We start from the raw sequence: 26,524 nt of genomic DNA, 5'->3' as shown, positions 1-26,524 counted from the left end.
TAATTGATGTGATGCGCTATTTTTTTGATGCCTTCGAGTTGTAGAGTTGTAGAGTTGTAGAGTTGTAGAGTTGTAGAGTTGTAGAGATCAGATTTGCTTATGTTCGGGGTGAATGCAATCTAGGCCGACGGCGGTATTTTTTTTGATGTTTTTTGAAGTTTTACAGCCGATTATTTGTTCTAGAAATTTTGGAGGTAAACCAAATCCAGGTCTAATGCTTCGTACTGAGTCTTTAGTAATTATTTCACCAATATTCAGGTCTTTTACAAAATAAAGTGATCGCCTAAATTTAGCATTACTTTGTTCGCTGGATTTTTGACCATAATCAATTTTTCCCAATGCGCTCCAGGCAGTTTTACTGTCGCGGCACAGAGCTACCAAATCTTTTGGCTCTAACGAAAAACTATCATCCGGACCGCCACCACTGCGATCTAAAGTAAAATGTTTCTCAATTATTGAGGCGCCCATGACCACGCTGGCTACAGCTGTAGTGTTGTCCAAAGTGTGATCGGAAAGACCTGTAACCACACCGAAGCGCTTTATCATATCGGGTATAGTACACAGGTTATAATCCGCGGCTGGTGCGGGATAGCCGCTGACACAATGCAGAATGGCCAGTTCCTTACAGCCACCTTCGTGAGCGGCATCGATAGCTTCCTGGATTTCTTCCGCATCAGCCATACCCGTGGAGATGATCATCGGCTTGCCAGTACTGGCAACATACTTGATCAAGGGCAGATCGACTGCCTCAAAAGAAGCAATTTTATAGGCCGGCGCGTTGAGGCTTTCCAGCAGGTCAACAGCCGTGGTGTCGAATGGCGAACTGAAGATGGTAATACCCAGCTTGCGAGCATATTCGAATAACGTTGCGTGCCAATCCCATGGCATATGGGCTTCCTGATAAAGCTGATAAAGTGTTTTGCCATCCCACAACCCACCGTGGATCTGAAAGTCTTCCGAGTCGCAATCAAGAGTGATGGTGTCGGCGGTATAAGTCTGGAGCTTGATCGCATCAGCACCCGCTTTTTTTGCTTCTTCGATGATCTTCAAAGCGGTTTCAAGCTTGCCGTTATGGTTGGCGGAAAGCTCGGCGATGATGTAAGGCGGTGCATCCGCCGCGATGCGGCGTCCGGCGATGCTAATGCTGGGAATGTTTGACATGGTCTGATCTCTTAAATTTTCGCTTGTCTATCGGAGGCGAGAAGGCCGAAACACACGACATCGTGATAACGCTCACCGTCGAAGTGTTGTTCGCGCAAAGTGCCTTCCTGTTGAAAACCCAGGTTGAGGTGAAACTTGATGGAGCGCTCGTTATGCGCAATTGCCTGGCCACAGATTTTGTGTAGCCCCGCCTGTCCGAAGGCATAGTGCAGTGCGGCCTGTCCCAGTTGACGACCGGTCCCTTGCGGAGCATCGGGCGCGGTGTAAAAGCCCCAATCAGCCACGCCACCGACGGCGATTTGATGGATGTTGACGAAACCGAGTGGTACAACATCGTTCTCGAAAATCAGTAAATGGCGGCTGGCATCCAAGGAGACTCGTTCGAACCAGCGAGTGTGCTCGACAAGGCTGATTTCATGCTGCGTGTACATATAACGCCGCACCTCTTGATGATTGCGCCAGCTCAGTACTCGTTCGAGATCCTCACGAGTCATCGGCCGTACCCGTGATTGTTTCGGTACGTTTGCGGTCAATTTAGAACTCCAGATGCTGGATGACAGTGGTCGCCCCTTGGCCATCCGCAATATGCGAGGCTGCCTGGCTCATGCTTGCTCGTAGGGCAGCGGATGAAACAAGCCTGTTTAGCAGATGGGGAAGGCGATCAAGAATTTCCTGCGGGCCTTGAAGCAGGTAAACCGCACTTGCGTGTGCGAGGTTATGAGCAACCTGTCGTTGGTTGTCCGCCAGCACTAGCATTAGGGTTGGCAAGCCCAGGCAGCAGCGTTCCCAGGAGGTAGCTCCGGCAGCGCCAATTGCCAAGTCGCTATCGGCCATCAGTTGCGCCATATCGCTGATGCCCGCTTTGACCGTTGTGGGCCACGGCATCTGCATGGCCAGTTGGCGAACTTCGGCAAGCCAGGGCGCGGCAGCCCCCATAACCACGGTAATCCGGCAATTGGCTGGAAGCTCAGTGGATTTGAGCGCTTCGAGGACTTGCCCGGTGGCGTTGTCCTTATCCACGCCGCCCATGCTGATGAGCAGGTGCGCGAGTTGCGGTTTTTGCCGACGCTCCAGGCTGTAGGCGCGCAAGGCTGCGAACTCAGGCCGCAGCAAAGAATATTGCGAGCCGCAGAGCAGGGTGCAAGCGTCAGGGACCCAAGGTGCGTAGTCCTTGGCCGTGCGACCGAAGGTCTGATCCAGCAGAAGGTCGCACTGGTGAGGACGGTCGGCCAGATCGTCGATTACCATCAGTTTTTGGTAGTGCGCCTTCAGCGCAGCTTCCCAGCGAGCATCGAGCGCATAGTGGTCGACGATCAGCCAGTCAACTTTCAGTTCACTGAAAATGGCGCTGCATTGGTCAGCGTCTTTTTCCTGGGTGGCGCCCAGCCAGGCGGCATGTGCCAGTTGCGGCAACGCACTCGGCACGTGGACGGCGGTCAAGCCCGCTGCCGAGTCCATGGGAGGTAAGACATGGACCTGGAAGCCTTTGCTGCGGATGTGCTCGATTAAATTGCCGGGATGTTCGCGGCAAATAAACCGGCATTCGGCGCCTTGCACCTTAAGCGCGCTGGCTAGGGTCAGGCAACGCATGACGTGCCCCGTGCTTATTTGCAGTGAGGCATCGACGCGAAAGGCGATCTTCATCGACGGCATCTTCACGGGGTTTCTGCCTGCATGGCCTTGAACAACCATTCGGCTCGTACCCAATCTTCCGGAGTATCGATGTCTTGCACACGATGTCGCGGTAGTGTCACCGGTATCGAGCCTGGGCTGAAGAGCGTCCTGTCTTGCAGCCACGCATCGGCTCTGCCCCAGTAGAACTGGCCTGCGTCGTGATAGGCCTCCTCAAGGTCCTGAGAGCGGGTGTTGAAATGCTCAGGGTTGAACATCTCCACCCTCCCTTCGGCGTTGAGGCGAATGGCTCTCTGGATCGGAAAGGCGTAGCTGGTCACCGAAAAAGCGAAATCGCAGCCGACATCGGTGAGAATGTCGAAACCACGACGGAGATCTTCAGGGCCGACGAATGGGGCCGTGGCATACAGGCAGCAAGCGTGTGTGACAGGTTGATCTTGGGTATTGAACCATTCAATGGCGTGACGAATGACCGGGATGGTGCCGGTATGGTCGTCGGACAGTTGCGCAGGACGCATAAAGGGCACGGTAGCCCCGTAGTGTCGAGCCACCTCGGCAATCTGTTCATCGTCGGTGGAAACAATTACCTGATCAAAGCAGCCGCTTTGCAGTGCCGCTTCAATGGACCAAGCGATCATCGGCTTTGCGCAGAACAATTTGATGTTCTTGCGCGGGATGCGCTTGCTGCCTCCACGGGCAGGGATGATTGCTAGTTTCATTCCAGCACCGCTTTATGTAACGCGGTGATGACTTCGTCCTGCTGTTTATCGGTCATGGTCTGGAACATCGGAATGCTAATGGCTTCCCGATAATAGGTTTGCGCTTGCGGAAAATCTTCGGGCTTGAAACCCATGCGTTCATAGTGAGGCTGAGTGTGCACTGGGATGTAGTGGAGGTTGACGCCTATGCCCAGCTCACGCAGTGAGTCAAAAACTTGCCGGTGAGTCTTCTTGATTTGATCCAGTTGTAGGCGGATAACGTATAGGTGCAAACCGGAGTAACTCTCCGAGTGCTGCCAGGGTGTAGTGACGGGCAGGTTGGCCAACAGGTCGTCGTAGCGGCGGGCCAGTTGATGCCGACGTGCCACATAGAGATCCAGGCGCTCCATCTGGGTGACACCTAACGCGGCCTGCAGCTCAGTCATCCGATAGTTGAAGCCTAGATCAATCTGCTGGTAGTACCATGGGCCATCGGCCTCGTGAGTCATCTGAGACGGATCACGGGTAATGCCATGGCTGCGCAACAAGGCCATCTTGTTCGCCAATTCGCCATCGTTAGTCAGTGCCATGCCACCTTCTGCGGTAGTAATGATCTTCACAGGATGGAAACTGAATACGGTGATATCGCTGTAGCGGCAGTTGCCGATGAACTCCCCTTGGTATTTGCCGCCGATAGCATGGGAAGCATCTTCGATAATCTTGAAGCCGTAGCGTTGGGACAACGCATGAATGGCTTGCATGTCGCAGGGTTGGCCGCATAAATGGACCGGCACCACCACTTTGGGTAACGTGCCCTCACGTTCGGCCTGTTCGAGTTTGCCCGCGAGCGCTTGCGGGCAAAGGTTATAGGTGCGCGGATCGATATCGACAAAGTCGACTTCGGCGCCGCAGTACAACGCACAGTTGGCCGATGCGACGAAAGTAATCGGTGTTGTCCACAACCGATCGCCCGGCCCCAGCCCGAGGGCCAGGCAGGCCATGTGCAAAGCCGAGGTGGCACTGTTCACTGCCAAGGCATGGCTGGCGCCGACGTGCTGCGCGACCCTTTGCTCGAAGCGCGGCACCATCGGTCCTTGGGTCAGGAAGTCAGATTGCAGCACACCCACGACCGCGTCGATATCGGTTTGGGTGATTTCTTGGCGGCCGTAGGGAATCATGTATCAGATGCTCCCAATCTTATCGCGGTTGATGTCGATCCAGGTTTCCAGATCGGCGTCGCTCATCCACTCTCTGTTGTTATCGCTGGAGTAGACGAAGCCTTCAGGCACTCGGGTGCCGTCCTTGATGCGCTTGGCACAGGTAGCCCAGCCATTGATCGTCGGCAGAATTTTGAAGTGGTGAGGGTATTCGTAGGTGTAGTAGGCATCTTCGGCGCTGATCATCTGCTCGTGCAGTTTCTCACCGGGGCGAATGCCGACAATTTGCTGTTCCGCTTCAGGAGCAACCACCCGGGCGAGATCCGTCACTTTCATGGAAGGGATTTTTTTGACGTAAATCTCGCCGCCTTCCATGTCTTCGAAGGCGTGCCAGACCAGCTTTACTGCTTCCTCGAGAGAGATCATGAAACGGGTCATGCGCTCGTCGGTAATTGGCAACACGCCTTTGTTTTTTATCGACATGAAGAAGGGAATGACCGAACCACGCGATCCCATGACGTTGCCATATCGAACCACGGCGAAACGAGAGTCATGGCCGCCTGAATAAGAGTTGCCGGCGACAAACATTTTGTCCGATGCCAGCTTGGTCGCACCGTACAGATTGATTGGACTGCTGGCTTTGTCGGTGGACAAGGCAACAGTGCGATGGACCTGTTTATCAATGCAAGCGTCGATGAGGTTCATCGCCCCATTGATGTTGGTTTTCACGCATTCAAACGGGTTGTACTCGGCTGTCGGGACAATCTTGGTGGCGGCGGCGTGTACAACGTAATCGACACCGTCCAGTGCTCGGTATAGACGTTCCTTATCACGCACATCACCAATGAAAAAGCGCACCCGCGAATCACCTTCGAATTTCTTTGCCATGTCCCATTGTTTCATTTCATCACGGGAAAAGATGATGATTTTTTTGGGGTTGTATTTTTCCAGGGTCATGGGCACGAAGGTGTTGCCGAACGAACCGGTACCGCCGGTGACAAGGATAGTTTTGTTGGTGAGCATTCAACGGGTTCCTTTGTAGAGTGTTTTAGATGCAGATGAAAGTGATCGATACTGCGGAGGAGTCAGGCGAACAAAAGCCAAGCTCTTCCACAGGAGGATCAAAAAGAAAGCAACACAGAGTCCCAACGGCACAGCTTGTAGGGGCCAGAATTGGGAGAAGAGCCAAGTGCTTGGAATAAAGATCAACAGACTTGCTATATGGCTATGAATAATGGGGCGGTCAAGTCCTTGCGCATATAATGCATAATGCGGCACCATCCCCACCGAGTAGAGGAGGGTGGTCAGCAAGATCCAAGGAACCAAGCTTTGGTTTTCAAGGTATAACGGCTTGTCCAACCAAACCAACAGTGGGTCTATAATTAAAAGTGTAGTTACTGCAAACGCTCCGGAAAGCAACAGTGTTTGAAGCAATAATGTGCGCAGTTTAAGGCAGAAGGCAGCAGAGTCTTTGTTGTGATGCGCGCTGATCAGCCCAGGGTAGATAAAGGCAAATACCCCGGCGTCTAAAAATGACAGAAGCGCAGTGCTGATTCCCATAAATAGAACATAAGCGCCGAGTGTTCCCAGACCCATTAAATCAGCAAACCAGTAGCGATCCAGTGTGAAGATGCCTCGGATAGATAGAGTAGCCATCAACAAGGGAACTGCAACTTTCAGACCTTTACCAATCCAGCGCCAATCAATTTTATTATGCCATCCTGAAATATTTAGCTGCTTTAAGCGATAGACTCCCAATAAGAGGGCTACAAGGCCGCCAAGTGCCCAGCCGCCAAACACAAAGTCTAAATTTCGTGTCTCAGCTTTGAAAAACATGATTGATGTCACTAGTACCGCCCAGATGCCCGAGCGGAGAAACAACACGACGCTAGCGAACAACTGTTCCGATATAGCTATCAGGAACCTACCAAGCTCCTGTGTCAAGTGCTCGAGTACCAGCAATATAAAGAACCAGCCTGCGATGCGCCAAGGCAGAAGTCCGGTTAAAAAAATAAAAACCAACAACGGTAATACAGTTGCGTAAAGTAATAGTGAAAGCACACCTTGATCTTTGAGCAATCCACCCCATTCGTGGCGTTCTCGTTTGATGATTTCGCGTGTAGTAAACGTATGGAAGTCGACTCCCAACAAAAATAGTGAATAGCTAATAGTTGCGGTGAGCAACCCGTAAAGGCCTAGCTCCTTCGGTTCGACAAATTTTGCTAGAAAAAACATCAACAGAAACTTGCTGGCAAGTGTAGTGCCGCGCAATGCGATATTAATAAAGCGTATAAGGCTTTGTTTTGGCATTAGTTGTTGTGTCTTTTAGTTGGTGCGCGGTGGTTAGCTCTGTGGCCGAGCGTGAAAGTTTTTTGGCGTTTTTTACGCCGGATTTACAGGGGTAATACTATGATTCGGGCACGCTACCGCCCCAGAATTACCTGCTGGTCCCTGAAAGCGGTCTCATTTATAAAAAGTCTGAATCATATGTTGCGAATAAAGACCAGGTACTAAACGCTCCTTGTAAATTCAGAAGCGTTTATTTAATGCTAAAATCGTATTGTAAATTAAACGCTGTCAGATTTGTATTCGTAGTTGTAATAACCATAAGCACCATAGCCATATTTGGCGGATGCACGTTTTTCAACGCCATTGAAAATAGCGCCTTTAAGCTCAATGCCATTTTGTGCAAAGCGGCGCATGGTCAATTCGATTTCACGGGCCGGGTTCAACTCGAAACGGGTCACGATCAAACTGGTGCCGGACTGGCGACCAACAATGGCCGCATCGGTCACGGCTAGAAACGGTGGTGTATCGAGAATGACCAGATCGTACAAAGCGCTGACCTGTTCCAGAAATGCAGTGAAATTGTTGTGCATTAGTAATTCTGAGGGATTGGGAGGGATCTGGCCGCGACCGACAATGTCGAGATTTTCAATGGATGTCTTGTGAATGGCGATGTTGAGATCGCAACGTTTGGCCAGAAGGTCAGACAGTCCGTTTTCAACCGGAATGCCTAGCACTTTATGCAGATAGCCTTTGCGCATATCGACATCGACCAGCAGCACGCGCTGGCCTGCTTGCGCCACGACCGCCGCGAGGTTGGCCGAGACAAAGGTTTTGCCAACTTTGGGGCTTGGCCCGGAAATCATCAGGCGATTGTTGTCTGCCTCAAGCATTGCGAAATGCAAGCTGGTACGCAGGCTGCGCAGTCCTTCAATGGCCAAGTCAGTCGGGTGGCTAGCAGACAGTAAGGGGGCTACTTTGTTTGCTCGACCGCGAACGCCTGTAATTTTGTCTTCTTCAACTTTCTGTAGCGAGCTGAATGGAATGGCCGCATATACCGGCAAACCGAGTTTTTCGATTTCATCCGGATTTTCCACGCCGCGGTTAAGGGTTTTGCGAAATAGCACCAATGCTATTGCCAGGAAAGCTCCGAGCAGGGTGGCGATCAGTACGACTAGAATCTTCTTGGGTTTAACCGGATATCGCAGGTCCACATCCGCAGTGTCGATCAAGCGCACATTACCCACGGTACCGGCGCGCATAACATCCAATTCCTGGGATTTGTTCAGAAGCTGGGTATAGATTTCGGTGCTGACTTTCACATCCCGGGTGAGGCTTAGCAGTTCTTGCTGGGTGGTGGGTAGCCCCTCAACTTTCTTGGCCAGGCCATTCTGTTTGCTGGTCAACTCGCCTAATTGGCTCAGCAAGGCACGATAGGCCGGATGCTGACGGGTAAATTTGCGATCCATTTCAGCTTGTTGCAGTTTGAGTTCTGAGATGTTGGTGTCGAGGGCCACGATCTGGTCGAGAATGGCCTTGGCTTCCAGGCTGATATCAATGGATTTGCTACGGATCTGAAACTGGTTCAGGGCGGTTTCAGCTTTTTCCAGGTCTTTACGGACCTGGGGCAGTTGATCCTTGAGAAACTCCAGGCTCTGCGCCGCTTCAGCCGAGGTCCGCTCAATGTTCTGTCGCACATAAAGCTTGGCGATTTCATTGAGGATTTGAATGGCTTTGGCGGGATCGGTGCTTTCCAGAGCCAGTCCAATCATGCCGGATTCTTTACCGCGCTCTGCCACATCCAGTGCCTGCTGATAATTCAAGATACTGGTGAGGCGGCGAATACGGACGATGCTGAATGTGGTGCCGGGATTGGCTTGCAGCGCTTCAACCAACAGTTTGATACCGTTTTGGTCATAGACTTGGCCCACTTGGCCTTTGACTAAAAGATGGTCGTCCTCGTCGAGCAGGGTGTAGCTACCTGTTTCACCGGCGACCAATGTCAGCTCCTTGTCCAGTAACTCCTGTGGCAGTTCAAGTTCTGCAACCTTTAAAATTTCGCCACCCCAAGCGAAACTGTTCATGCCAAGCCAGGGATTGGCGACAGGGTTCTGTGCATCTGCCTTGAATCGGCGGGCGATAAACTCACCAATCACCGGAAAGCGATTCGGCTTAACTTCAAGGTCCAGTTTCAGATTATCGACAGCCGTGCCGATATTGACGCGCGACTTGATCAGCTCGATTTCTGTAGCTGATGGCGATTCCTTCCCCAGCATGCCATTCACATCGGAGAAGCCCAGCATGTCGTTTTTCTTGGCTTCGACCTGGACCAACGCGGTCGCCTGGTACACCGGGGTGGCCAACACCGCATAAGCAGCCCCGGCGGCCATGAAGACACCGGTAATCCCGGCTATCAACCATTTATGGTCGATCAGCGTGCCGAGTAGCCCCATCAGGTCTATTTCATCAGCATCGTTATCTTGTGGCGTTAACACGGGTGCTTGCTGCATAAGTCGGTTCTTTTTTCTTTGCGGGTAGCTGGGAGTGGCTCAGCGTGCGAGACGCTTGGCCCACGCGTGTACGGCTGCTTCGATCAACGCATAAGCGTGCAAGAAAGCAGGTCGGCCTTGACGGTATGGATCTTTGATTTCGCGGTTGTCTTGCCATTTGCCCAGCAGGAAGATTTTCCCTCGGGCGGCGGGCGCCATGCTGAGGATTGCGTCGATGTGCTGGTGTTCCATCGCCAGGATCAGATCGGACTCGTTGATAGCTGCCGAGGTCAGTTGCGTGGCGCGATGCTCGTGTGGAGCGTGACCGTGTTCTTCAAGGACACTGAGGGCGGTCGCTTCGATGGGATTGTTCTTGAGCGCGTGAAGGCCTGCGGAGCGGACGAGGATGTCGGTCGGCTCCAGGGTTTGGCGCAATAAATTTTCGGCGGTAGGGCTTCTGCAAATATTGCCAATGCAGACGATCAGAATATTCTTAAACAAGACAACTTCCTTTATGCCGTCAATGCTCGTCACGCTGAAACACTTGGCCACTATCTGGCCTGAGGTTGTTCATCGATGAACAATAGTTTCCAAGGGTAATGGGCTAGTGGTTTATTTTTCATGACACGGCCGCACCGCAATGACTTCTCTGTAACAGAGACCCTGGTCAAACGTGATGCGACCTTTACGGTGGCATGTAAATTACGACGGGGAAAAATTCTAACTGCGAATTCCTCACAATATCAACCTCTAAATCGGTGCGCAGTTTGTTTTCATGTCTTTTAGAAAATATCAATAGCTGCATTCGGACAAAAAATAACATTATCGTTTTATGCCTGACTAAAAATAACATTGCCGATTGGTTTAGTGCTGCTAGATAGGGGTTGTGATAAATATTAAAAACACTTTGTTTAAGTTAAAGCTAGTGGCGTTTTAATTTCACTCAATTGCTTTAATTTGCTATTAAAAAAATATTTTTTAATAGCCTGATTACTGTTGAATTGTTTTTTGTCTGGACGAAATCGCGATGAGCAATTCGAAGTCTATAGGCAATGCGTTTCAGCGTCGGCTGGATGCTGAATTGACTAAAAGCGCAGTCTGCGCTCCAGCTCGCCCTAGTGCCGTCAGGCATACGCTCGGTTCGCCGAGCCAGGGGACTTTGTCTCGGGGTTCCGAGTCGGTTCGTAGTGGCTTGATGGCATGGTTGCGGGCCCGTGAAAGCGGGGATCGGCACGAAAAAATGCAGCCATCTTTAATGGTCGAACGAATGGGATTGTTTCCGTCATCAGGTGAAATCTGTCGCCAGGTCACGGATCCGCTCGCGGTGCTTGAACGTATCAAGACACTGCATGCTGCCCTGGCGCTGGAGATCGATGAAGTAGAAGGCTTGAAGCTGGTTTTAAATGATTGGCGCTGCAAGTTACGGATTTCGCCTACGGAATCGGCGATTTCGTTGCACGTAGAAAGTCGTGGGGATGTGGCGCTGATGCAGGCGAAAACCAGCGAGCTGTTGGATCAGATAGATGGAAGACGAGGTGAACATGCAGGCCTCTGAGGAAATAGTCGCTGGAACGGACATGTCGCTGGGGCTTCCTGGCAGGGCTTGGTATTTGGTTCTGTGCAAGGCCTGTCAAGACGAGCGTGCCGAGGTAAACCTGGTGAACCAGGGATACACCTGCTTTCGCCCCATGCGTCGGCGCGAGCGTGTTTTACGTGGGCGCCGCCGAGTGGTCTGCGAGTCACTGTTTCCGAGTTATTTGTTTATTCAGCTGGGTGCGGATGACAGCTGGGCACCGCTTCGTTCTACCCGTGGCGTATCGCGGGTGGTCAGTTTCGGTGGAAAGCCATTGGCGGTGCACGATGAAGTAATCGCTCAACTTTATGAACACGACAGTGTTGCGCCATTGGAGAGCCACTTTAGCTTTGGTGAGAGGGTGCATATCAAGCAAGGCCCATTTGTCGAGTTGGAAGCCATTTTTCTGGCAATGGAAGGGGAAGAGCGAGTTGTCCTTCTGATGCAACTCTTGCAACGAGAACAACGCATCAGCGTGCCGTTGGCGGATGTCAGAAAACATTGAGCCGCCAGTTGCAAGGTTTGGATAGGAGGGCATACGACCCTGCGCCGGTTATGCGGAAGAGGGCTGCACTTATGCAGCCTTCGCTCTTATTTATATGGACTCGCGAACATCGCTCTTAAATCGCCGCAATCGTCACCGCAAGTCGTTGTCGATACAGAACTATGGTTGCCGAAAACCCGCATATCGCGGCGAGCATCAGCTAATTTGAGGCGAGCAAACCGCCCGCCATCACTGTGTGCCGGATTGTTATCGGATTGAGCGGGGACCGGTAAGGCCTGAATCAGTCGCTGCCGGTGTTGATCGGGTTGGCTTGACGTTTTTCGATGGCGTATTTCAGTAACGCAGCGCTGCGAAAGATGCCGTGGGCGAACTTGCCTAACGCTCGCGGCCAGGCGTATTCGGCATAGGTGTTCAGGCGCACCTTGGCCATGGCCTTAGGTACAGTAGGCATTGATCAGGGCCTTGCCGCCACCCATGAAAAAAGCATTGGTGCGCGCCACATGCAAAGCGCCGGACAAAGGTGGCTGGAAATGCACGCCGTGGGAGCGCATCCAGTCACGGCAGCAAGAGGATGCGCGAATGGCGATGTGCGCCAGTTTTTCATTGGTCAGGCCACCCGCGTACTTTCGTAGCACCTCACCTGACAAAACCTGATTGGAGGCCCGAATATGCGCCCTGACGCCAGCTTATCGGTCAGTTCGATGAAGTCGCATTGCAGCCCCGAAGAGTGGCAAGCGCGGATTGATCTGACGGCCTATTACGCCTGGTGGACCTTTACGGCATGTCTGACATGATGGCCAGCCACCTCTCGGCCTGTATTCCTGGAGAGCAAGGCACCTATCTGATCAACCCTTACGGGATGATGTACGAGGAAATCAGCGCCTCCAGCCTGCTCAAGGTCGATCATGCCGGAAGATCCTGAGCAGCGTCGATTTTGGTGAGCTGAATTACGGCCTGAACAAGGCCGGTGCGGTCATCCATAGCGCGATCCATCACACCCGTGATGATGTCGGCTGCGTCATTCATACCCATAGTTGGGCGGCCATGGCTGTCTCGAGCCAGGACTGTGGCTTGCTACCGATCAGCCAGACCGCCATGCGCTTTCTGAAGATGGGTTATCACGACTACCAGGGCGTGGTATTCGATATCGTCGAGCAGTCAGCGGTGATCGAAGAACTGGGGCAGGGCTATGAGGAGGTCGAGGTTGCCGGCCATCGGCTCTGACTGCACGGTCTGACACGCCCGGTGGCGGGTGTTCATCGTTGCTGCTGTTCGCCTATTTTGGCCGAGCTGAACGTCCTGAGTGGGACTATTCTTTTTTTTCGGCGGGTCTTTTCACTCATGCTGTTGCAGAGTGAATGCTCGGAAATCGCCCTTGGCGATATATACTGCGCGCCATTCTTCAAGGGAGAGCCGTGTGGCCATCGATATTCACTGGATTCGCGACAACGATAGCCTCGGTCAATATTGCATTGAATGGCAACGATTACCCTTCGTTGCCCTCGACACCGAATTCATGCGGGTCGACACCTTTTATCCCATCGCTGGTCTGATCCAGATCGGTGATGGCATGCGCGTCTACCTGATCGACCCCTTGACCATCGATAACTGGCTACCCCTGGCCGCATTGTTGGAAAACCCGGCGGTGGTCAAGGTGGTGCATGCCTGCAGTGAAGACCTCGAGGTCTTGTTGCGCCTGACCGGCAGCCTTCCGGTGGCGCTGTTCGACACCCAGCTGGCCGCCGCGTACCTGAACCTCGGTTTCTCCATGGGCTATTCGCGCCTGGTCCAGGAAGTGCTCGGCATCGAATTGCCCAAGGGCGAAACCCGTTCGGACTGGCTGCAACGCCCGCTGTCGGAAACTCAGGTCAGCTATGCCGCCGAGGATGCGCTGCACCTGGCCGAGGTCTACACCCGCCTGCGCCCGCAACTGCCGCATGACAAGTACGCCTGGGTACTGGAGGACGGTGCCGAACTGGTTGCCAACTTGCGCCGCGAAGTCGATCCCTACGAGGTCTATCGCGAGGCGAAGCTGGCCTGGAAACTGTCCAGGGCGCAACTGGCGGTGCTGCGTGAACTTTGCGCCTGGCGCGAGCGCGAGGCCCGGGTCCGTGACCTGCCGCGCAACCGGATTATCCGCGAACATTCGCTGTGGCCCCTGGCAAAGAGCCAGCCGGACAACCTGGTGACTCTCGCCCGTATCGAAGACATGCACCCGCGTACCGTGCGCCAGGACGGCGAATTCCTGCTCGAATTGATCAAGCAGGCCAGCAGCGTGCCGATGGACCAATGGCCGCCAGTGGTGCCCGAGCCGCTGCCGATCGAAGCCGGGGCACTGGTCAAGCGCCTGCGGGCGATCGGCCAGGCCGAAGCGGAGCGCTTGAACATCGCGCCGGAACTGATGCTGCGCAAGAAAACCCTGGAAGCGCTGATCAAGAGCGGCTTTCCTGATGGACCCTATCAATTGCCCGATTCGCTGCGTGGCTGGCGCCGCGAATTGATGGGCCAGGCCTTGCTCGATAGCCTGGCGATTGCCGGAGAACAGCCTTGAAACGTATTTGCTCCATCTACCGAAGCCCGCGCAAGAACGAAATGTACCTCTATGTGCTCAAAAGCGACGCCCTGGAGCGCGTGCCGGAAAACCTGTTGTTGGCATTCGGCAAGCCGGTGCATGCCTTCGACCTGGTGTTGACGCCCGAGCGCAAGCTGTCGCGCGAAGATATCCACAAGGTGCTGGAGAACCTCCAGACCCAGGGCTATCACTTGCAGATGCCGCCGGCGGAAGACGAGTACATCGAACACTTGCCCGAAGAATTGTTGCGCCGCAATGATCCGGTCTGACGGATATCCCTGAATGCCCTGTCCAGGGCCTTCGACACGAATGGAATGTATTTTCTGGCGGTGGCCGAGCACGATGCTGAGCGCTTCGTCGGCCGCTGTCTGCACCGTTTTTGAAAGGTTTGAATCATGCGCGTTCTGATTGCCGAACACGACCACGCTCTTTATGCCCAGTTGCTACGCCAGGCAGCTCCCGACCTTGAAGTGATGACCAGCGGCGATTCGGCTACATTGTCGAACCTGGCCGGCGATTGCCCGATCTGGCTGGGGCAGCCGGATTTGCTGGCGACCTTGTTGCGCCAGGGGCACCGGCCGTTATGGCTGCAATCGACTTGGGCGGGTATCACGCCGCTGCTGGCCGAAGGGTTGCCGCGTCACTACCGGCTGACTCGCGCGGTGGGGATATTTGGTCAGGTGATGGCTGAATATGTCCTGACCTATATGCTTGGCCACGAGCGCGAAGTGCTGGCGCGACTCGTCAGCCAGGTCGAGCGTAAATGGGACAATCGCCTGGGGCAGAGCCTGGTGGGACGTAAGGTGCTGATCGTTGGCGCTGGGGATATTGGCCATAGCGTGGCGCAGTTTCTGCGGCCCTTCGGGGTCGAGCTGTACGGCATCGCCAGCGAGGCCCGTGAGCGGTCGCCGTTTGTCCGGGTGGACGGCCTGGAGGCGCTGGGCGATCGGGTTGGCGAGGTGGATTACGTGGTCAACTTGTTGCCCGATACGCCCAATACCCATGACCTGTACGACGCGGCGTTGTTCAAGCGTTTCAAACCGACTGCGTTGTTCATCAATGCCGGACGCGGGGTGGCCGTGGTCGATGCGGATCTGGTGGAAGCCCTGAAGGAAGGGCATCTGGGAGGGGCGGTGATAGATGTCTGCCGCCAGGAGCCGTTGCCGCAGCGCCACCCGTTCTGGACGGCCTGGGGGCTGCTGCTGACCGGCCACAGCTCGGCGCCGACTTCACCGGCCATGATGGTGCAATTGTTCGTCGATAACCTGCGGGCCTATCAAGCTGAGCACGCGTTGCGCGGCGAAGTGGATTTTGCGCGCGGTTACTGAGTTGCGGTGAAGCGCTGTGGCGAGGGGCTTGTCCACGCTTGGCCGCGAGGCGGTCGTGGATCGGGTATCTCGTTCTTCCCGATGCGACGCTTTTTAGCGGCACCTGATACCCCAGCGAGGTCGGCCCCTCGCCACAAGTCTCTAAACGCTCTTACAGGCTGAAGTCACCTTCGGCCACCAGCGCGCTCAAGGGTTCGCGCGGGCTCGGTAGTTCACGCTCCTGCAGGTAATCAGGCAAGGTCGCTTTGTCGCCCAGTTTGCCCACCGCCACGGCTGCGTGCAGGGCATAACCTTGCGGAATCTTCAGCTCCTGGCGGGTCAAGTCCTGGTCGAAGCCGGCCATGCCGTGGGCGTGCCAACCACTTTTGCTGGCCTGCAGGGCCAGGTAACCCCAAGCCGAACCGGTGTCGAAGGTGTGCGTCAGGGCTGGGGTTTCCTCGGCGGCGCCAGGCGCCTTGAAAGTGGTTTTCGAGATCACGATGACCAGCGCCGAAGCGTGTTGCGCCCAACCACGGTTGAACTCGTTCAGCAGACCGAGGAAGCGCTCCCAGTTCGGTGTGTCACGGCGTGCATAGAGGAAGCGCCATGGTTGCGAGTTGTAGGCCGAGGGAGCCCAGCGGGCCGCTTCGAAAAAGCTCAGCAGAGTTTCTTGCGCAATGGCTTCGCCGGTGAAGGCACGGGGCGACCAGCGTTGGGTGAACTGGGCATCGATAGGATAGTCGGCTACACGTGGATTAGCGCTCATGGAAAATTCCTGAACAAGAGTCTGGGATGAAGGAGGTGAGTCGACCGGGGCCGTTGTTGCGGTGTCCTGTCGTGGTGCCTGGCCCGTGTCTATCTACTTCGTGCGGCGCGGTAGAGCGCTAATGGCAGTTGGCAGGCGGGCTGTTGCGGCCGCCAAATTTACTGTGCGGCGTCCCGCCTGACAAGCATTCTTCAACCGACAGTCGCCGATGCTTGGCCCTTTGCGGCGGGGGCACTAGACTGGCGACCTTTTCACTACCCGATGCAGATGTTTGAGCCATGGCCGCAAGAGTCGAACCCTTCTGGATACGCAAGACCCTCGATCAACTCGATCAGCAGGAATGGGAGTCGCTGTGCGACGGGTGTGGCTTGTGCTGCCTGCAAAAGCTTGAAGATGAAGAGGACAACAGCGTCTATTACACGCGTATCGCCTGCAAACTCCTCGATTTGAAGACCTGTCGATGCACCGACTACGACAATCGTCGCGATTCGGTGCCCGACTGTATCCAGCTCACACCGGGTAAGGCCGACGCGTTCAAATGGCTGCCGCCTAGCTGCGGTTATCGGTTGGTCAGTGAAGGCAAGGACCTGCCACTCTGGCACCATCTGGTCTGTGGTGACCGCGATGCGGTTCATCAAGAGCGGATTTCCCAGTCCGGGCGCATGCTGGCCGAAGGCAGCGTGCCCGAGGACGATTGGGAAGATCACCTGATTTTCCGCGCTGGTTGAGCCAGATGGACCTGAGGGAGTGTGTATGCCGGTGCGTGGCCGACTGTTGCTGGGGGTTTTGCTGCTGATGCTGTCTGGCCCCGGTTGGGCTGGGAAAAAAATCGACCTGGATTATCATGTGCGCCTGCTGCCCCAGAGCGACCAGGCCGAAGTGCGGCTGACCCTGGCCCAGGGTTCGGCGGTGCGCAGTTTCGACTTCGACCTTGGCAGCCGGGGTGACTACACCGACTTCAAGGCCGATGGCCTGTGGTTGCTGACACCTGATCAGGCCGGCACCCACAGCCGCGGGATCTGGCGCCCGGCCCCCGGCAAGGCCAGCCTCAGCTATCGGGTGAACATCAGCCATCCGCGCAAGAACGGTAGCTTCGATACCCGCCTGACCGCAAACTGGGCCTTACTACGGGGCGAGCAACTGGTCCCGCCCGCGCACCTGGACCAGCAGGACGGTACTGAACTGGTGTCGCGCCTGGAGTTCGAGTTGCCCACCGGCTGGAAAAGCGTCGAGACCGCTTGGCCGAGAATCGGTAACAACCGCTTTCGCATCGATAACGTCTCGCGCCTGTTCGACCGTCCGACCGGCTGGATGCTGGCCGGCAATCTCGGCAGCCGGCGCACGCGTCTGGGGGAAACCGAAGTGACGGTCGCCGGTCCCAGAGGTCAAGGCATGCGACGGGCAGATGTGTTGACGTTGCTGACGTTTGTCTGGCCCAAGGTGCAGGAAGTCTTCCCGCGCAATCCTGCGAAACTATTGGTGGTTGGAGCGAGTGAGTCGATGCTGCGCGGCAGCCAGGCGGCCCATGATTCGATCTACCTGCACTCCACCGAGCCGCTGATCAAGGAGTCGGGGGCCAGTCCGTTACTGCGCGAGCTGGTGCATGTTTTCGGCCGGATCAACGACAGCCATCACAGCGACTGGATCGGCGAAGGCCTGGCAGAGTATTACGCCATTGAGCTGGTGCGACGAGCGGGGGGGCTGAGCGAGCAGCGTTATCTGGCCTTGCAGGCGAAGCTGGCCCGCGTCAGCCGCCAGGTCACTGGCTTGCGCGGCGATCAGGTAAGCGGACCGACTGTAGCCCGTGCGGTGCTGCTGCTGCAGGAACTGGATCGAGAAATTCGCCAGCGGACCGGCAACCAGCGCTCGCTGGACGATGTGAGCCGGGCGGCGATGCGTCTGGATACCGTGACGACCGAGGAATTCATCCAGCTCAGCGAGAGCCTGATGGGCGGGCCGTCGAAGGTATTGGCCAGTGATTTATTGAAGTAGCCTCGGCTCAGGCCTTAGTTTAGTTGTTCCAGGCCATTTCAGAACTTGGGGCCCGAACGGGTGTTATTGCCCTTGGCCAGCCGATCATAGAGCACCACGTTGACGGTGGCGGCGAGGTTCATGCAGCCGGTGGTGGGGATGTACACCACGTCCTCACACCAGTCGCGGATCGCCTTGTCCAACGAGCCATCTTCCGGGCCGAAGATATACAACGCACGGTCCGGGTGGGTGTACTCCGGCAGCGAGCGGGCGCCTTCCACCAACTCGACCGCAACCGGGATACAGCCCAGCGGCAAGATTTTTTTCAGGTCGTCGATACCGATCAGCGGAATATCCTGATGGACCTTCTTGGTGTCGGTAACAAAGTCCCTGGCCCGCTCATAACGCTTGCCGGTATAGAACACTGAGGCCACGCCGTAGCAGCCAGCTGCACGCATCACCGAACCGACGTTTTCCGGTGACTTGGGGTTATACAAACCAATGCAGCTGTACCTTTTGTTTGCCACGGGCCGGGTGCCTTTCAGGAAAAAGACGCGATTATACCGGCATCTTCCTCAGACCGTGGTGTCGGGATAGTTCGAGGGGAACAGCGCGCGGCGTGTCTGTTCGTCGTTGACCTGTTTGAAGGCATGGCTCTTGCCTACTTGGCGCGCACGGGCCACGGCTGGCCGGGCGTCGATACGTTGGAACCAGGCCGACAGATGAGGGTAGGCGGCCAGCGGCGACTCTTCGCCCTTGAGTACCCGTGAAGCCCTGTCGATCCAGCCCCAGGCCGAAATATCGGCAATCGAATAGCTGTCCCCGACGATATAGTTACGCCCGGCCAGGTGCTGGTCAAGTATCCGGTAGTGCCGCTCGGCTTCCCGGCGATAGCGATTGATGGCATAGGGCAGGCTTTCCGGGGCCGAGTGCTGGAAGTGCACCGCCTGCCCGGAGAATGGCCCGAGGCCAGTGCCGATAAACATCATCCACGACAGCAGTTCGCCGCGATCACCGGGTTGCCCGCCGAGTTGCCCGGTCTTTTCACTCAGGTACAAAAGGATCGCGTTCGAGTCGAACACACGCACTTCGCGACCGTCCGGACCTTCGGTGTCAACGATTGCCGGGACCTTGCCATTGGGGTTGATCGCCAGGAACTCCGGGCTGTGCTGCTCGCCCTTGCTGGTATCGACGGGGATCACTTCGTAGGGCAGCGCCGTTTCTTCGAGAAACAGGGCGACTTTGGCGGGGTTGGGGGTCGGATGGAAAAAGAAATGGATCATGATGAAGGGTCCTGGCTGATGTTTTGGATCGATTGTTATAAAATAGGCTGAAAACCAGGTATATGACAATCGTCGTTCGACTTCAATTTGAATCAGTGTGTGAGTAATGGCGCGACCCAGAGAGTTTGATGAGACCGGGGCATTGGCGGCAGCGGTCCGCTGCTTCTGGTCTCGTGGCTATGAGGCGACCTCGGTACGAGACCTGACGCAGGCCATGGGGATCACCGCAGCCAGCCTGTACAATGCCTTTGGTGACAAGCGCGCGCTGTTCGGCCTGGCGCTCAAGCATTACATCAGGCACGGTTTCTGCGAGCGCTCCGCGCGTTTGGAGCAACAATTGCCACCCCGCGAGGCGGTGCTGGCGTTCTTCAATGAGATCATCGAGCGGTCGCTGGATGACCTTGAACATAAGGGCTGTTTTATCGTCAACGCAGCCCTTGAGGTGGCGCCCCACGATCCGGAGTTCAGGGTGCTGTTGGCCCAGGTCCAGGAAGGGATAGAGGGCTTTTTCCGGCGTTGTATCCGTGCCGGTCAAGCCCAGGGCAGTATCAATGCGTCGACACCGGCGGACGATCTGGCGCGCCTGTGTCTGGGCGTGCTGATGGGGCTTCAGGTACTGTCCCGCTCAAGACCCGAACGGGAATTGTTGGAGGGGCTGGTGCGCCCGCTTTTTGCTTTATTGAAATAGGCCGTCCTGATGAGTTCGGTCGCAGGCATGACCGATTCTGCTGCATTGCAGGGGCGAGTTTCTGCAGAATGAACCAGACCCTCGATCAGTTCGATGTTGACCTGTTCACGGTATAAAGGAAGTCGGTACAGCCAGCCTACTCGTCTTTCTTCATCAACCCGGCCAGCGCCGCGAACGGATTGTGGGTGGCCTTGGCGATCTTCGGGCTGTTCAGGGAGCTGTCGCCGAAGTACTGCTGGTCGGTGTAGCGCGAGTGCTCGTTGTCATGACAAAACAGGCAAAGCAGCTCCCAGTTGGAGCCGTCTTGCGGGTTGTTGTCATGGTTGTGGTCGCGGTGATGCACAGTCAGCTCGCTCAGACGCTTGCCGGAAAACTCGCGGGCGCAGCGACCGCAGACGTGCGGGTACATTTTCAGTGCCTTGTCGCGATAGCCCATCTCTTTATCGCGTTTCGCATCGGCGAGGATGCGATCCAGCTTGGCGGTAGGGGAAGGCGTGTTGGCCGAACTCATGGGGTTACCTTGTCAAATAGGTTAATGACGGTTATGCGGCAAAGTTTAGCTCAGTTCTTGAGCTTTTCGGCGATCCACACGGTGTGTTGCGTGCCCTTGTTGCCGTGGGCATAGACCTGGACCTCTACGGCTTTGAAGCCGGCCTTGCGCAGTTTGCCGGAGAAATGGCTGTCGGCGCTGGCTGACCACACGGCCAGCACGCCCTTGGGCCGCAGGGCCTTGGCACAGGCGTTCAGACCGGCGGCGGAGTAAAGCCAACTGTTGGTCTTTTGAGTCAGCCCTTCGGGACCATTGTCGACATCGAGCATGATCGCATCGAAGCCATTGGACTCGGCCTGCAGGACCTTGGCGACATCTTCCAGGCGTATCACCGTGCGTGGATCGGCCAGCGGGCGTCCGGCCTTTTCGCCGAGTGGTCCGCGGTTCCACTCGACCACGCCGGGTACCAGTTCGGCGACGACCACCTCGGCAGTCTTGCCCAGGTGTTTGAGGGCCGAGGCGAGGGTAAAGCCCATGCCCAGACCTCCGATCAACACCCGTGACTGCGGCCGACCGGCGACTTTGCGGCAAGGAATCTCGGCCAGGGCATCTTCGGAACCGTGCATGCGGGTGTTCATCAATTGCCCGCCGTTGCCTCCCTGGATCTTGATCACGAAGTCCTCGCCATACTCGAATAGGCACAGGGCACCGCCGTTTTCCGGAATCGGGGTGGTGTCGAGCAGAACGAAACGTTTCATGGCAGTCTCATTGAGAAGGGCAAAATGGTTGCGTTGCGAGTAGCCTGATAAAAGACTGATCGGTGTGGCTGCGCAGCGATTAGATGAAAGGTGCGATTCTATTCAAAGGCATTATTTTATGATCAAAGGTACTGTTTTATGAGCAAGGGCAGTATTCTAACGGCCATTGTGCTGTCTGCGTTGACGTTTACCTCGGTGCAAGCCGAGGAGTTATCGCCGGTGCCGGTGACACCGACCCCGGGCTCCCCCGGCACCGCGACTCCCACACCGTACCCTCAAGTCATGCCGAGCACGCCGGCCAAGCCCGGCGAACCCTTGCCGAGCATCGAACTGCCATCGCCACCCAAGGATCAGACATTGCCAGGTCTGGAGCAGAGTGACCCGAACGATAAGGCCAAGCCCAAGCCGATCTCCCACTAGTGGCCTGTACGGTGAGGATGCCGCAAGCCCATGGCCAAGGCGCTGTAACGGGTCATAGCCGGCGATGACGAGGAGCAGTCACATGGCTACTAAATCTGTTGTGAGAGCAACTGGCCGTCGGCCATGCGCAGGCGTTTCGACAGGGCGATGGCGATGGCGCGAATGATCTTGGCGGCGATTTTCGGCGCATCGTTGAGCATCTTTTCCAGGGAGTCCTTGCCCAGGTTCAATAGTTGGCAGTCGCTGGCGGCGACACAACTGGCCGAGCGCCGCTCGCCGTCGAGCACCGCCATCTCGCCGAAGGCGCGACCGGCGCGCAGGGTGGCGATCACCACGGGCTGGCCTGCCTCGTTGTTCTTCTGCACATTGACGCTGCCGTCATGGATGATGCACATGAAGGTGCCGGCATCGCCCTCGTGGAAGATCTTCTCGCCCTTGGCAATGGTGCTGATGCTGAAATAGCCGGCCGCCGCCTGGCAGTCGATGGGCAGCAGTTGGTTGAACAGACCGCAATCCATCAGCATGTCGCGAATTTCGTTATTCAGTAAGGTCGGTTCTGGCATGGTCCACGATCTGTCCTGATTACCTGTTCTGTTTGGGTTTCGAGGCCCGCTAGCCCCAATAAGACAACTCAGGCGATGCCGAGTACCTTGAAGACAAAACCATATTCGAGCGCGACGTCACGTAATCCCTGATAGCGCCCGCTCATGCCGCCGTGGCCGGCGCCCAGCTCGGTCTTGAGCAAGAGTAGATGCTCGTCGGTCTTGTTGGCACGCAATTTCGCCACCCACTTAGCCGCTTCCCAATACTGCACACGGCTGTCGTTGTAGCCGGCAATCACCAGCGTCGCCGGATACGCCTGGGCGCGGACGTTCTCGTAAGGCGCATAGGCCTTGATGCGCGCGTACACCTCGGGCGCTTGCGGGTTGCCCCACTCGTCGTACTCGGTGACGGTCAAGGGCAGTTCGGGGTCGAGCATGGTGTTCAACACATCGACGAACGGCACTTCGGCAATCGCCGCCTGGAACAGCTCCGGGCGCTGGTTGAGCACCGCACCGATCAGCAGACCGCCGGCGCTGCCACCGCTGATCACCAGTTGCTTGGAAGTGGTCAGGCCCGTGGCGATCAGATGTTCGGCGCAGGCGATAAAGTCGCTGAAGGTGTTCTGCTTGTGTTCCTGCTTGCCAGCGCGATACCAGGCCTCGCCCAGCTCGCCGCCGCCGCGCACGTGGGCGATGGCGAAGGCCACGCCGCGCTCCAGCAGGCTCAGGCGGGCATGGGAAAACCAAGGGTCGAGGCTTTCGCCGTAGGCACCATAACCATAGAGATAGAGCGGGGTGGCCTGGCCCAGCCGCTCGCGCTTGACCACCAGGCTGATCGGCACCTGTGTGCCATCTGGCGCGGTCGCCCATAGGCGCTGGCTGACGTAGGCATCGGGATCGAACGATCCGAGTACCGGGGTTTGCTTCAGGACTTGCTGCTCGCCGCTGGCCAGGCTCAATTGACGGACCTGGGCCGGGCGATTGAGGGCTTCATAGCGCAGGCGGACCTTATCGCTGTTGAACTCCAGGCTGTCCTGCACGTGGAGGCTGTAGGCGGCATCCGGTAATTCCACGCGGTAGGCGGGCAACCCGCTGGGGTGTACTTCGATGATCGGCAGGCCGCCTGCACGCAGGCTCAGGCACAGGGCCTGGGCATTGAGGGTCAGGCCTTCGAGCATGATCTGGTCATTGTGCGGGATCAGCCGTTGCCAGTCTTCGCGACGGGGAATGTCGCCGTCCACGGCCTGGAACAGGGCAAAGTTGATACCGTCCTGGTTGCTGCGGATAAACCAGCGCCATTGATCCTGGTACCGACCGTGGTCGACGAAATACTCATGGCCTTCGACCCGCGCCGCCAGGCAAGTGAAAGGCTTTTGCGGTGTATCGGCATCGAGCACCCAGGCTTCGCTGGTGGTCTTGCTGTTGAGCGACACAACGAGTTGCCGTTCGGAACTGCTGCGATAGCAATGCAGGAAAAACCGTCCGTCGGGCTCATGCAACACAGCTTCGGCGACGGTTTCGCCAAGGGTATGGCGATACAGCTTGTGCGGGCGGTGGGTGTCGTCCAGTTCGCCGAAGAACAGTGTGCGGCTGTCGTTGGCCCAGGTCATGCTGCCGTCGCAGTTCTCGAAGGGCAGCTCGATCAGGTTGCCGTTGGCCAATTCCTTGACGTATAGCTGGTAGACCTCCTCGCCACTGGTGTCGAGGCTGTAGGCCAAGCGCTGATGGTCCGGGCTGATGCTGAAGGCGCCGAGGGAAAAGAAGCCGCCATTGGCCAGCACATTGGGATCGAGCAGCAGTTGTTCGCGGCTTTCGTCGACAATCAGGCTGTCATCGGCTGGGCGCGGGCAGCGATAGTGGCGGGCGTATTCGTCACCCGCGGTGGTTCGGGTGTAATAGAGGAACGGCCCCCAGGGCGAGGGCAGCGATAGGTCGGTTTCGAGAATCCGCCCCTTGATCTCTTCGAACAAGCTTTCACGCAGCTCGGCCTGGTCGGCCAATTGCGCTTGCAGGTAGCTATTTTCGGCCTTGAGGTAATCGAGTACCGCCTCGCTGTCACGCTCCTGCAACCAGGCGTAAGGATCCGAACCTGGGCCGGTGGGGGCAATCGGGGCACTGCTGGCGGTGGCTTTGCGAGGCATGGGCAACTCTCTGTCTTGAGGATCGCTGACGGCGGTGCAGCCGGACCGGCGAAAAGCCGTTATCATAAGCCTCTCATTGCCAGCCTTGCCATGGACACCATGACCGAGAACGACTATTTGATCGCCTGGGGTTGCTACGCCTTTGCCGCCTTGGGCTGCCTGTTGGTGTGGTTTCGCCTGACGCGCTGGACCTGGCGCTGGTTGCGCGAGCCGCTGCGGTTGCTGGGGGCGGTGCTGCTGTTGAGCCCGACCATTCTCGACCCGGTGAAAGAGCGTTTTGCCCCGGCAGTGGCGATTACCGCCCTCGATCTGTTGTTCAAGGTCGGCAACAATGCGTGGCGCGCGGTTTCCGATCTGTTCATGTACTTGATCATCGCCCTTGGCGTGTATGGGGTCTTCGTGCTGATCCGTTGGCCGCTCGAGCGCTCCAGCAAGGCCCGCAAACTGCAGTTGCAGTCGGCGGCGGCTCGCGCTGAAGTCGAGGCGGATGACCAGCCTTTCACCGCCGTGGACAGTTCACAGCGCCCGCGCCGTCAGCCGCCTTCCGTCGGTGTCGGTCGTTCACGGGTCGAGCCGCGTTTGTAAGCACGTTCCTGCATTGAAGCGAGAGTCCGAACATGTGTGAGTTGTTGGGCATGAGCGCCAATGTGCCGACCGATATCGTTTTCAGCTTTACCGGGCTCATGCAGCGTGGCGGGCGGACCGGCCCTCATCGCGACGGTTGGGGCATCGGTTTCTACGAAGGTCGCGGGCTGCGCCTGTTCCAGGACCCGGCCGCGAGCAGTGAGTCGCAAGTGGCGCAACTGGTGCAGCGTTACCCGATCAAGAGCGAAGTGGTGATCGGCCATATCCGCCAGGCCAATGTCGGCAAAGTGTGCTTGTCCAATACCCATCCCTTTGTCCGTGAGCTGTGGGGGCGTAACTGGTGTTTCGCTCATAACGGCCAGTTGGCGGACTTGCGATCACCGAGTAGCTTTTATCGTCCGGTCGGCGATACCGACAGCGAAGCGGCCTTCTGCGATCTGCTCAATCGGGTGCGCCAGGCTTTTCCCGAACCGGTGGAGGTGGAAGAACTGCTGCCATCGCTGGTCCAGGCCTGTGCCGAGTATCGCACCAAGGGTGTATTCAACTGCTTGCTCAGCGATGGCGACTGGCTGTTCTGCTATTGCTCGACCAAGCTGGCCCAGATCACCCGCCGCGCGCCCTTCGGGCCGGCCCGGCTGAAGGATGTCGATATGATCGTCGATTTCCAGGCCGAAACCACCCCCAACGATGTGGTCACGGTGATCGCCACCGACCCCCTGACGGAAAACGAGACCTGGACCCGCTACGAGCCGGGACAATGGAGCCTGTGGCGGCGCGGTGAATGCGTCAGCCAGGGCCGGACTGAATAAGGGCAAGGGCATCGGTTATGTGGTTGAGTTATCTGCGGCTGATACTGTTTACCCTGGGACTGTTGATCGGCATTCAGGTGCCGGGCTTGATCAACGATTACGCCAAGCGGGTCGAGGCGCATCTGATCGAGGCGCAGACCGGCCTACAAGGTTTTCGCAAGACTGCCGAACAATTCTTCAAGGGCGATCTGCAGGCGTTGGTGGCGCATTATCGCGCCAGTGACGACCCGGTATTTCGCAGCGATGCCGACAGCCTCGGCACCTTGCTCGACCGTCAGCGCCTGCTCGATGACCAGTTCCAGGCGATGCAGGGGCCCTGGTACAAGCGCGCGTTGCAGCTTGCGTATGCGGCGGACCCGGCCATCCGCGAAGAAACCCTGCGGGGCTACACCTACCAGGTGCTGCTGTCGCCCGAAGCGATTGGCTGGGCCATGGGCGCAGCGTTACTGTTCTCCTTCGTCATCGAAGGCTTCTTCCGGCTGGTGGACTGGGTCGTGCTGGGCGGCAAGCGCCAGCGTGAACGCCTGGCCCGGCGGGAGCGGAGCCGGTAACCGCTCTCGCAAGACCAGCCACGCAGGCCACTAGGGTCTGTGTGCAATGTTTTCGAGCGAGGGCCGGGCGAAAGCAGGCGAGCCAGTGCGGTTGACGGATGGTCAATGAGCATGGCGAGCCGGCGCTCAACGCCGCATGA

General features: G+C 56.8%; 31 protein-coding genes and 1 pseudogene. 14 read left to right on the top strand and 18 right to left on the bottom strand.

Annotation, left to right across the window (positions count from 1 at the left end):
- Positions 1-87 precede the first annotated feature (87 nt).
- From pseI to BMX68_RS16925, 9 genes are all read right to left on the bottom strand, one after another.
- A complete protein-coding gene (gene pseI, locus BMX68_RS16965; protein ID WP_017133403.1) occupies positions 88-1,161 on the bottom strand; it encodes a pseudaminic acid synthase in 1,074 nt (357 codons plus the stop codon).
- 11 nt (positions 1,162-1,172) lie between these two features.
- A complete protein-coding gene (pseH, locus tag BMX68_RS16960) occupies positions 1,173-1,655 on the bottom strand; it encodes a UDP-4-amino-4,6-dideoxy-N-acetyl-beta-L-altrosamine N-acetyltransferase (protein WP_017133404.1) in 483 nt (160 codons plus the stop codon).
- A 40-nt stretch (positions 1,656-1,695) separates the two neighbouring features.
- A complete protein-coding gene (pseG, locus tag BMX68_RS16955) occupies positions 1,696-2,805 on the bottom strand; it encodes a UDP-2,4-diacetamido-2,4,6-trideoxy-beta-L-altropyranose hydrolase (protein ID WP_143063309.1) in 1,110 nt (369 codons plus the stop codon).
- Positions 2,806-2,816: 11 nt separating this feature from the next.
- Complete coding sequence (pseF, locus tag BMX68_RS16950; protein WP_017133406.1) at positions 2,817-3,512, bottom strand: pseudaminic acid cytidylyltransferase; 696 nt, start codon at positions 3,510-3,512, stop codon at positions 2,817-2,819.
- Positions 3,509-4,669: a UDP-4-amino-4,6-dideoxy-N-acetyl-beta-L-altrosamine transaminase gene (gene pseC, locus BMX68_RS16945; protein ID WP_017133407.1), complete on the bottom strand. Its 1,161-nt coding sequence runs from the start codon at positions 4,667-4,669 to the stop codon at positions 3,509-3,511. The genes pseF and pseC overlap by 4 nt, the downstream gene beginning before the upstream one ends.
- A gap of 3 nt (positions 4,670-4,672) precedes the next feature.
- Complete coding sequence (gene pseB / locus BMX68_RS16940; RefSeq protein ID WP_017133408.1) at positions 4,673-5,671, bottom strand: UDP-N-acetylglucosamine 4,6-dehydratase (inverting); 999 nt, start codon at positions 5,669-5,671, stop codon at positions 4,673-4,675.
- Positions 5,672-6,958: a lipopolysaccharide biosynthesis protein gene (locus BMX68_RS16935; RefSeq protein ID WP_017133409.1), complete on the bottom strand. Its 1,287-nt coding sequence runs from the start codon at positions 6,956-6,958 to the stop codon at positions 5,672-5,674.
- 257 nt (positions 6,959-7,215) lie between these two features.
- Positions 7,216-9,444: a polysaccharide biosynthesis tyrosine autokinase gene (locus BMX68_RS16930; protein ID WP_017133410.1), complete on the bottom strand. Its 2,229-nt coding sequence runs from the start codon at positions 9,442-9,444 to the stop codon at positions 7,216-7,218.
- A 39-nt stretch (positions 9,445-9,483) separates the two neighbouring features.
- Positions 9,484-9,924: a low molecular weight protein-tyrosine-phosphatase gene (locus BMX68_RS16925; RefSeq protein ID WP_017133411.1), complete on the bottom strand. Its 441-nt coding sequence runs from the start codon at positions 9,922-9,924 to the stop codon at positions 9,484-9,486.
- A gap of 526 nt (positions 9,925-10,450) precedes the next feature.
- On the opposite strand from BMX68_RS16925, the gene BMX68_RS25585 reads away from it, so the two are divergent.
- Both BMX68_RS25585 and rfaH read left to right on the top strand, forming a co-directional pair.
- A complete protein-coding gene (locus BMX68_RS25585; RefSeq protein ID WP_143063308.1) occupies positions 10,451-10,978 on the top strand; it encodes a phosphohexomutase domain-containing protein in 528 nt (175 codons plus the stop codon).
- 22 nt (positions 10,979-11,000) lie between these two features.
- Positions 11,001-11,501, top strand: coding sequence for a transcription/translation regulatory transformer protein RfaH (gene rfaH / locus BMX68_RS16915; protein WP_026013343.1), 501 nt, complete (start codon positions 11,001-11,003; stop codon positions 11,499-11,501).
- A gap of 280 nt (positions 11,502-11,781) precedes the next feature.
- Here rfaH and BMX68_RS25965 read toward each other — a convergent pair whose 3' ends face one another.
- Together BMX68_RS25965 and BMX68_RS16910 are read right to left on the bottom strand one after the other, a co-directional pair.
- Positions 11,782-11,952: a hypothetical protein gene (locus BMX68_RS25965; protein WP_157214261.1), complete on the bottom strand. Its 171-nt coding sequence runs from the start codon at positions 11,950-11,952 to the stop codon at positions 11,782-11,784.
- Positions 11,945-12,133, bottom strand: a pseudogene (locus tag BMX68_RS16910) (FAD-dependent tricarballylate dehydrogenase TcuA); the annotation flags it as partial. The gene BMX68_RS25965 and the pseudogene BMX68_RS16910, both read right to left, overlap by 8 nt.
- 134 nt (positions 12,134-12,267) lie before the next feature.
- Between BMX68_RS16910 and BMX68_RS26155 the strand changes: the two are divergent.
- The 5 genes from BMX68_RS26155 (at position 12,268) to BMX68_RS16885 (ending at position 15,401) form a co-directional block, all read left to right on the top strand.
- Complete coding sequence (locus BMX68_RS26155; protein ID WP_256218801.1) at positions 12,268-12,423, top strand: class II aldolase/adducin family protein; 156 nt, start codon at positions 12,268-12,270, stop codon at positions 12,421-12,423.
- Positions 12,417-12,725 carry a class II aldolase/adducin family protein gene (locus tag BMX68_RS26150; protein WP_341844455.1) on the top strand — a complete coding sequence of 103 codons (309 nt, stop codon included), beginning with the start codon at positions 12,417-12,419 and terminating at the stop codon, positions 12,723-12,725. Before BMX68_RS26155 ends, BMX68_RS26150 begins: the two co-directional genes overlap by 7 nt.
- 193 nt (positions 12,726-12,918) lie before the next feature.
- Positions 12,919-14,052 carry a ribonuclease D gene (gene rnd / locus BMX68_RS16895; RefSeq protein ID WP_017133419.1) on the top strand — a complete coding sequence of 378 codons (1,134 nt, stop codon included), beginning with the start codon at positions 12,919-12,921 and terminating at the stop codon, positions 14,050-14,052.
- Entirely contained in the window at positions 14,049-14,342 is a 294-nt protein-coding gene (locus BMX68_RS16890) for a YcgL domain-containing protein (RefSeq protein ID WP_017133420.1), read from the top strand. The genes rnd and BMX68_RS16890 overlap by 4 nt, the downstream gene beginning before the upstream one ends.
- A gap of 126 nt (positions 14,343-14,468) precedes the next feature.
- On the top strand, positions 14,469-15,401 hold the full coding sequence (locus tag BMX68_RS16885) for a D-2-hydroxyacid dehydrogenase (protein WP_017133421.1): 933 nt from the start codon (positions 14,469-14,471) through the stop codon (positions 15,399-15,401).
- Positions 15,402-15,552: 151 nt separating this feature from the next.
- On the opposite strand, the gene BMX68_RS16880 is transcribed toward BMX68_RS16885, so the two are convergent.
- Positions 15,553-16,146 (bottom strand): nitroreductase family protein, encoded by a 594-nt coding sequence (locus BMX68_RS16880; RefSeq protein ID WP_017133422.1) that lies wholly within the window; start codon positions 16,144-16,146, stop codon positions 15,553-15,555.
- A 278-nt stretch (positions 16,147-16,424) separates the two neighbouring features.
- Between BMX68_RS16880 and BMX68_RS16875 the strand changes: the two genes are divergently transcribed.
- Positions 16,425-16,874 carry a YcgN family cysteine cluster protein gene (locus BMX68_RS16875; RefSeq protein WP_017133423.1) on the top strand — a complete coding sequence of 150 codons (450 nt, stop codon included), beginning with the start codon at positions 16,425-16,427 and terminating at the stop codon, positions 16,872-16,874.
- 25 nt (positions 16,875-16,899) lie between these two features.
- On the top strand, positions 16,900-18,138 hold the full coding sequence (locus BMX68_RS16870; protein WP_017133424.1) for a hypothetical protein: 1,239 nt from the start codon (positions 16,900-16,902) through the stop codon (positions 18,136-18,138).
- A gap of 38 nt (positions 18,139-18,176) precedes the next feature.
- Here the strand turns inward: BMX68_RS16870 and BMX68_RS16865 are convergent, their stop codons facing one another.
- Together BMX68_RS16865 and BMX68_RS16860 are read right to left on the bottom strand one after the other, a co-directional pair.
- Complete coding sequence (locus BMX68_RS16865; RefSeq protein ID WP_026013344.1) at positions 18,177-18,644, bottom strand: RNA methyltransferase; 468 nt, start codon at positions 18,642-18,644, stop codon at positions 18,177-18,179.
- A gap of 48 nt (positions 18,645-18,692) precedes the next feature.
- Entirely contained in the window at positions 18,693-19,400 is a 708-nt protein-coding gene (locus BMX68_RS16860; RefSeq protein WP_017133426.1) for a glutathione S-transferase family protein, read from the bottom strand.
- 106 nt (positions 19,401-19,506) lie between these two features.
- Between BMX68_RS16860 and BMX68_RS16855 the strand changes: the two genes are divergently transcribed.
- Positions 19,507-20,088 carry a TetR/AcrR family transcriptional regulator gene (locus BMX68_RS16855; protein ID WP_026013345.1) on the top strand — a complete coding sequence of 194 codons (582 nt, stop codon included), beginning with the start codon at positions 19,507-19,509 and terminating at the stop codon, positions 20,086-20,088.
- Positions 20,089-20,224: 136 nt separating this feature from the next.
- On the opposite strand, the gene BMX68_RS16850 is transcribed toward BMX68_RS16855, so the two are convergent.
- Together BMX68_RS16850 and BMX68_RS16845 are read right to left on the bottom strand one after the other, a co-directional pair.
- The gene (locus BMX68_RS16850; protein WP_017133428.1) at positions 20,225-20,599 is read right to left on the bottom strand and encodes a YajD family HNH nuclease; all 375 of its coding nucleotides are present in this window, start codon (positions 20,597-20,599) and stop codon (positions 20,225-20,227) included.
- A 50-nt stretch (positions 20,600-20,649) separates the two neighbouring features.
- Complete coding sequence (locus tag BMX68_RS16845) at positions 20,650-21,336, bottom strand: spermidine synthase (protein ID WP_017133429.1); 687 nt, start codon at positions 21,334-21,336, stop codon at positions 20,650-20,652.
- A gap of 138 nt (positions 21,337-21,474) precedes the next feature.
- Here BMX68_RS16845 and BMX68_RS16840 point away from each other — a divergent pair, with 138 nt between their 5' ends.
- Positions 21,475-21,756: a hypothetical protein gene (locus BMX68_RS16840; RefSeq protein WP_017133430.1), complete on the top strand. Its 282-nt coding sequence runs from the start codon at positions 21,475-21,477 to the stop codon at positions 21,754-21,756.
- A gap of 89 nt (positions 21,757-21,845) precedes the next feature.
- On the opposite strand, the gene BMX68_RS16835 is transcribed toward BMX68_RS16840, so the two are convergent.
- Together BMX68_RS16835 and BMX68_RS16830 are read right to left on the bottom strand one after the other, a co-directional pair.
- On the bottom strand, positions 21,846-22,319 hold the full coding sequence (locus tag BMX68_RS16835) for a cyclic nucleotide-binding domain-containing protein (protein WP_017133431.1): 474 nt from the start codon (positions 22,317-22,319) through the stop codon (positions 21,846-21,848).
- Between the two features lie 68 nt (positions 22,320-22,387).
- Entirely contained in the window at positions 22,388-24,439 is a 2,052-nt protein-coding gene (locus tag BMX68_RS16830; protein ID WP_017133432.1) for a S9 family peptidase, read from the bottom strand.
- Positions 24,440-24,529: 90 nt separating this feature from the next.
- Here BMX68_RS16830 and BMX68_RS16825 point away from each other — a divergent pair, with 90 nt between their 5' ends.
- The 3 genes from BMX68_RS16825 to BMX68_RS16815 are packed head-to-tail and all read left to right on the top strand — an operon-like array spanning position 24,530 to position 26,384.
- On the top strand, positions 24,530-25,024 hold the full coding sequence (locus tag BMX68_RS16825; protein ID WP_017133433.1) for a hypothetical protein: 495 nt from the start codon (positions 24,530-24,532) through the stop codon (positions 25,022-25,024).
- Between the two features lie 32 nt (positions 25,025-25,056).
- Entirely contained in the window at positions 25,057-25,833 is a 777-nt protein-coding gene (locus BMX68_RS16820; RefSeq protein ID WP_017133434.1) for a class II glutamine amidotransferase, read from the top strand.
- Between the two features lie 17 nt (positions 25,834-25,850).
- Positions 25,851-26,384: a DUF2937 family protein gene (locus BMX68_RS16815; protein WP_017133435.1), complete on the top strand. Its 534-nt coding sequence runs from the start codon at positions 25,851-25,853 to the stop codon at positions 26,382-26,384.
- Positions 26,385-26,524: the final 140 nt, after the last annotated feature.

Origin of the sequence: Pseudomonas agarici (assembly GCF_900109755.1) — a bacterium.
Taxonomy (GTDB): domain Bacteria; phylum Pseudomonadota; class Gammaproteobacteria; order Pseudomonadales; family Pseudomonadaceae; genus Aquipseudomonas; species Aquipseudomonas agarici.
The sequence above is the reverse complement of the archived record's forward strand: the minus strand, read 5'-3'. Positions and strand labels throughout refer to the sequence as shown.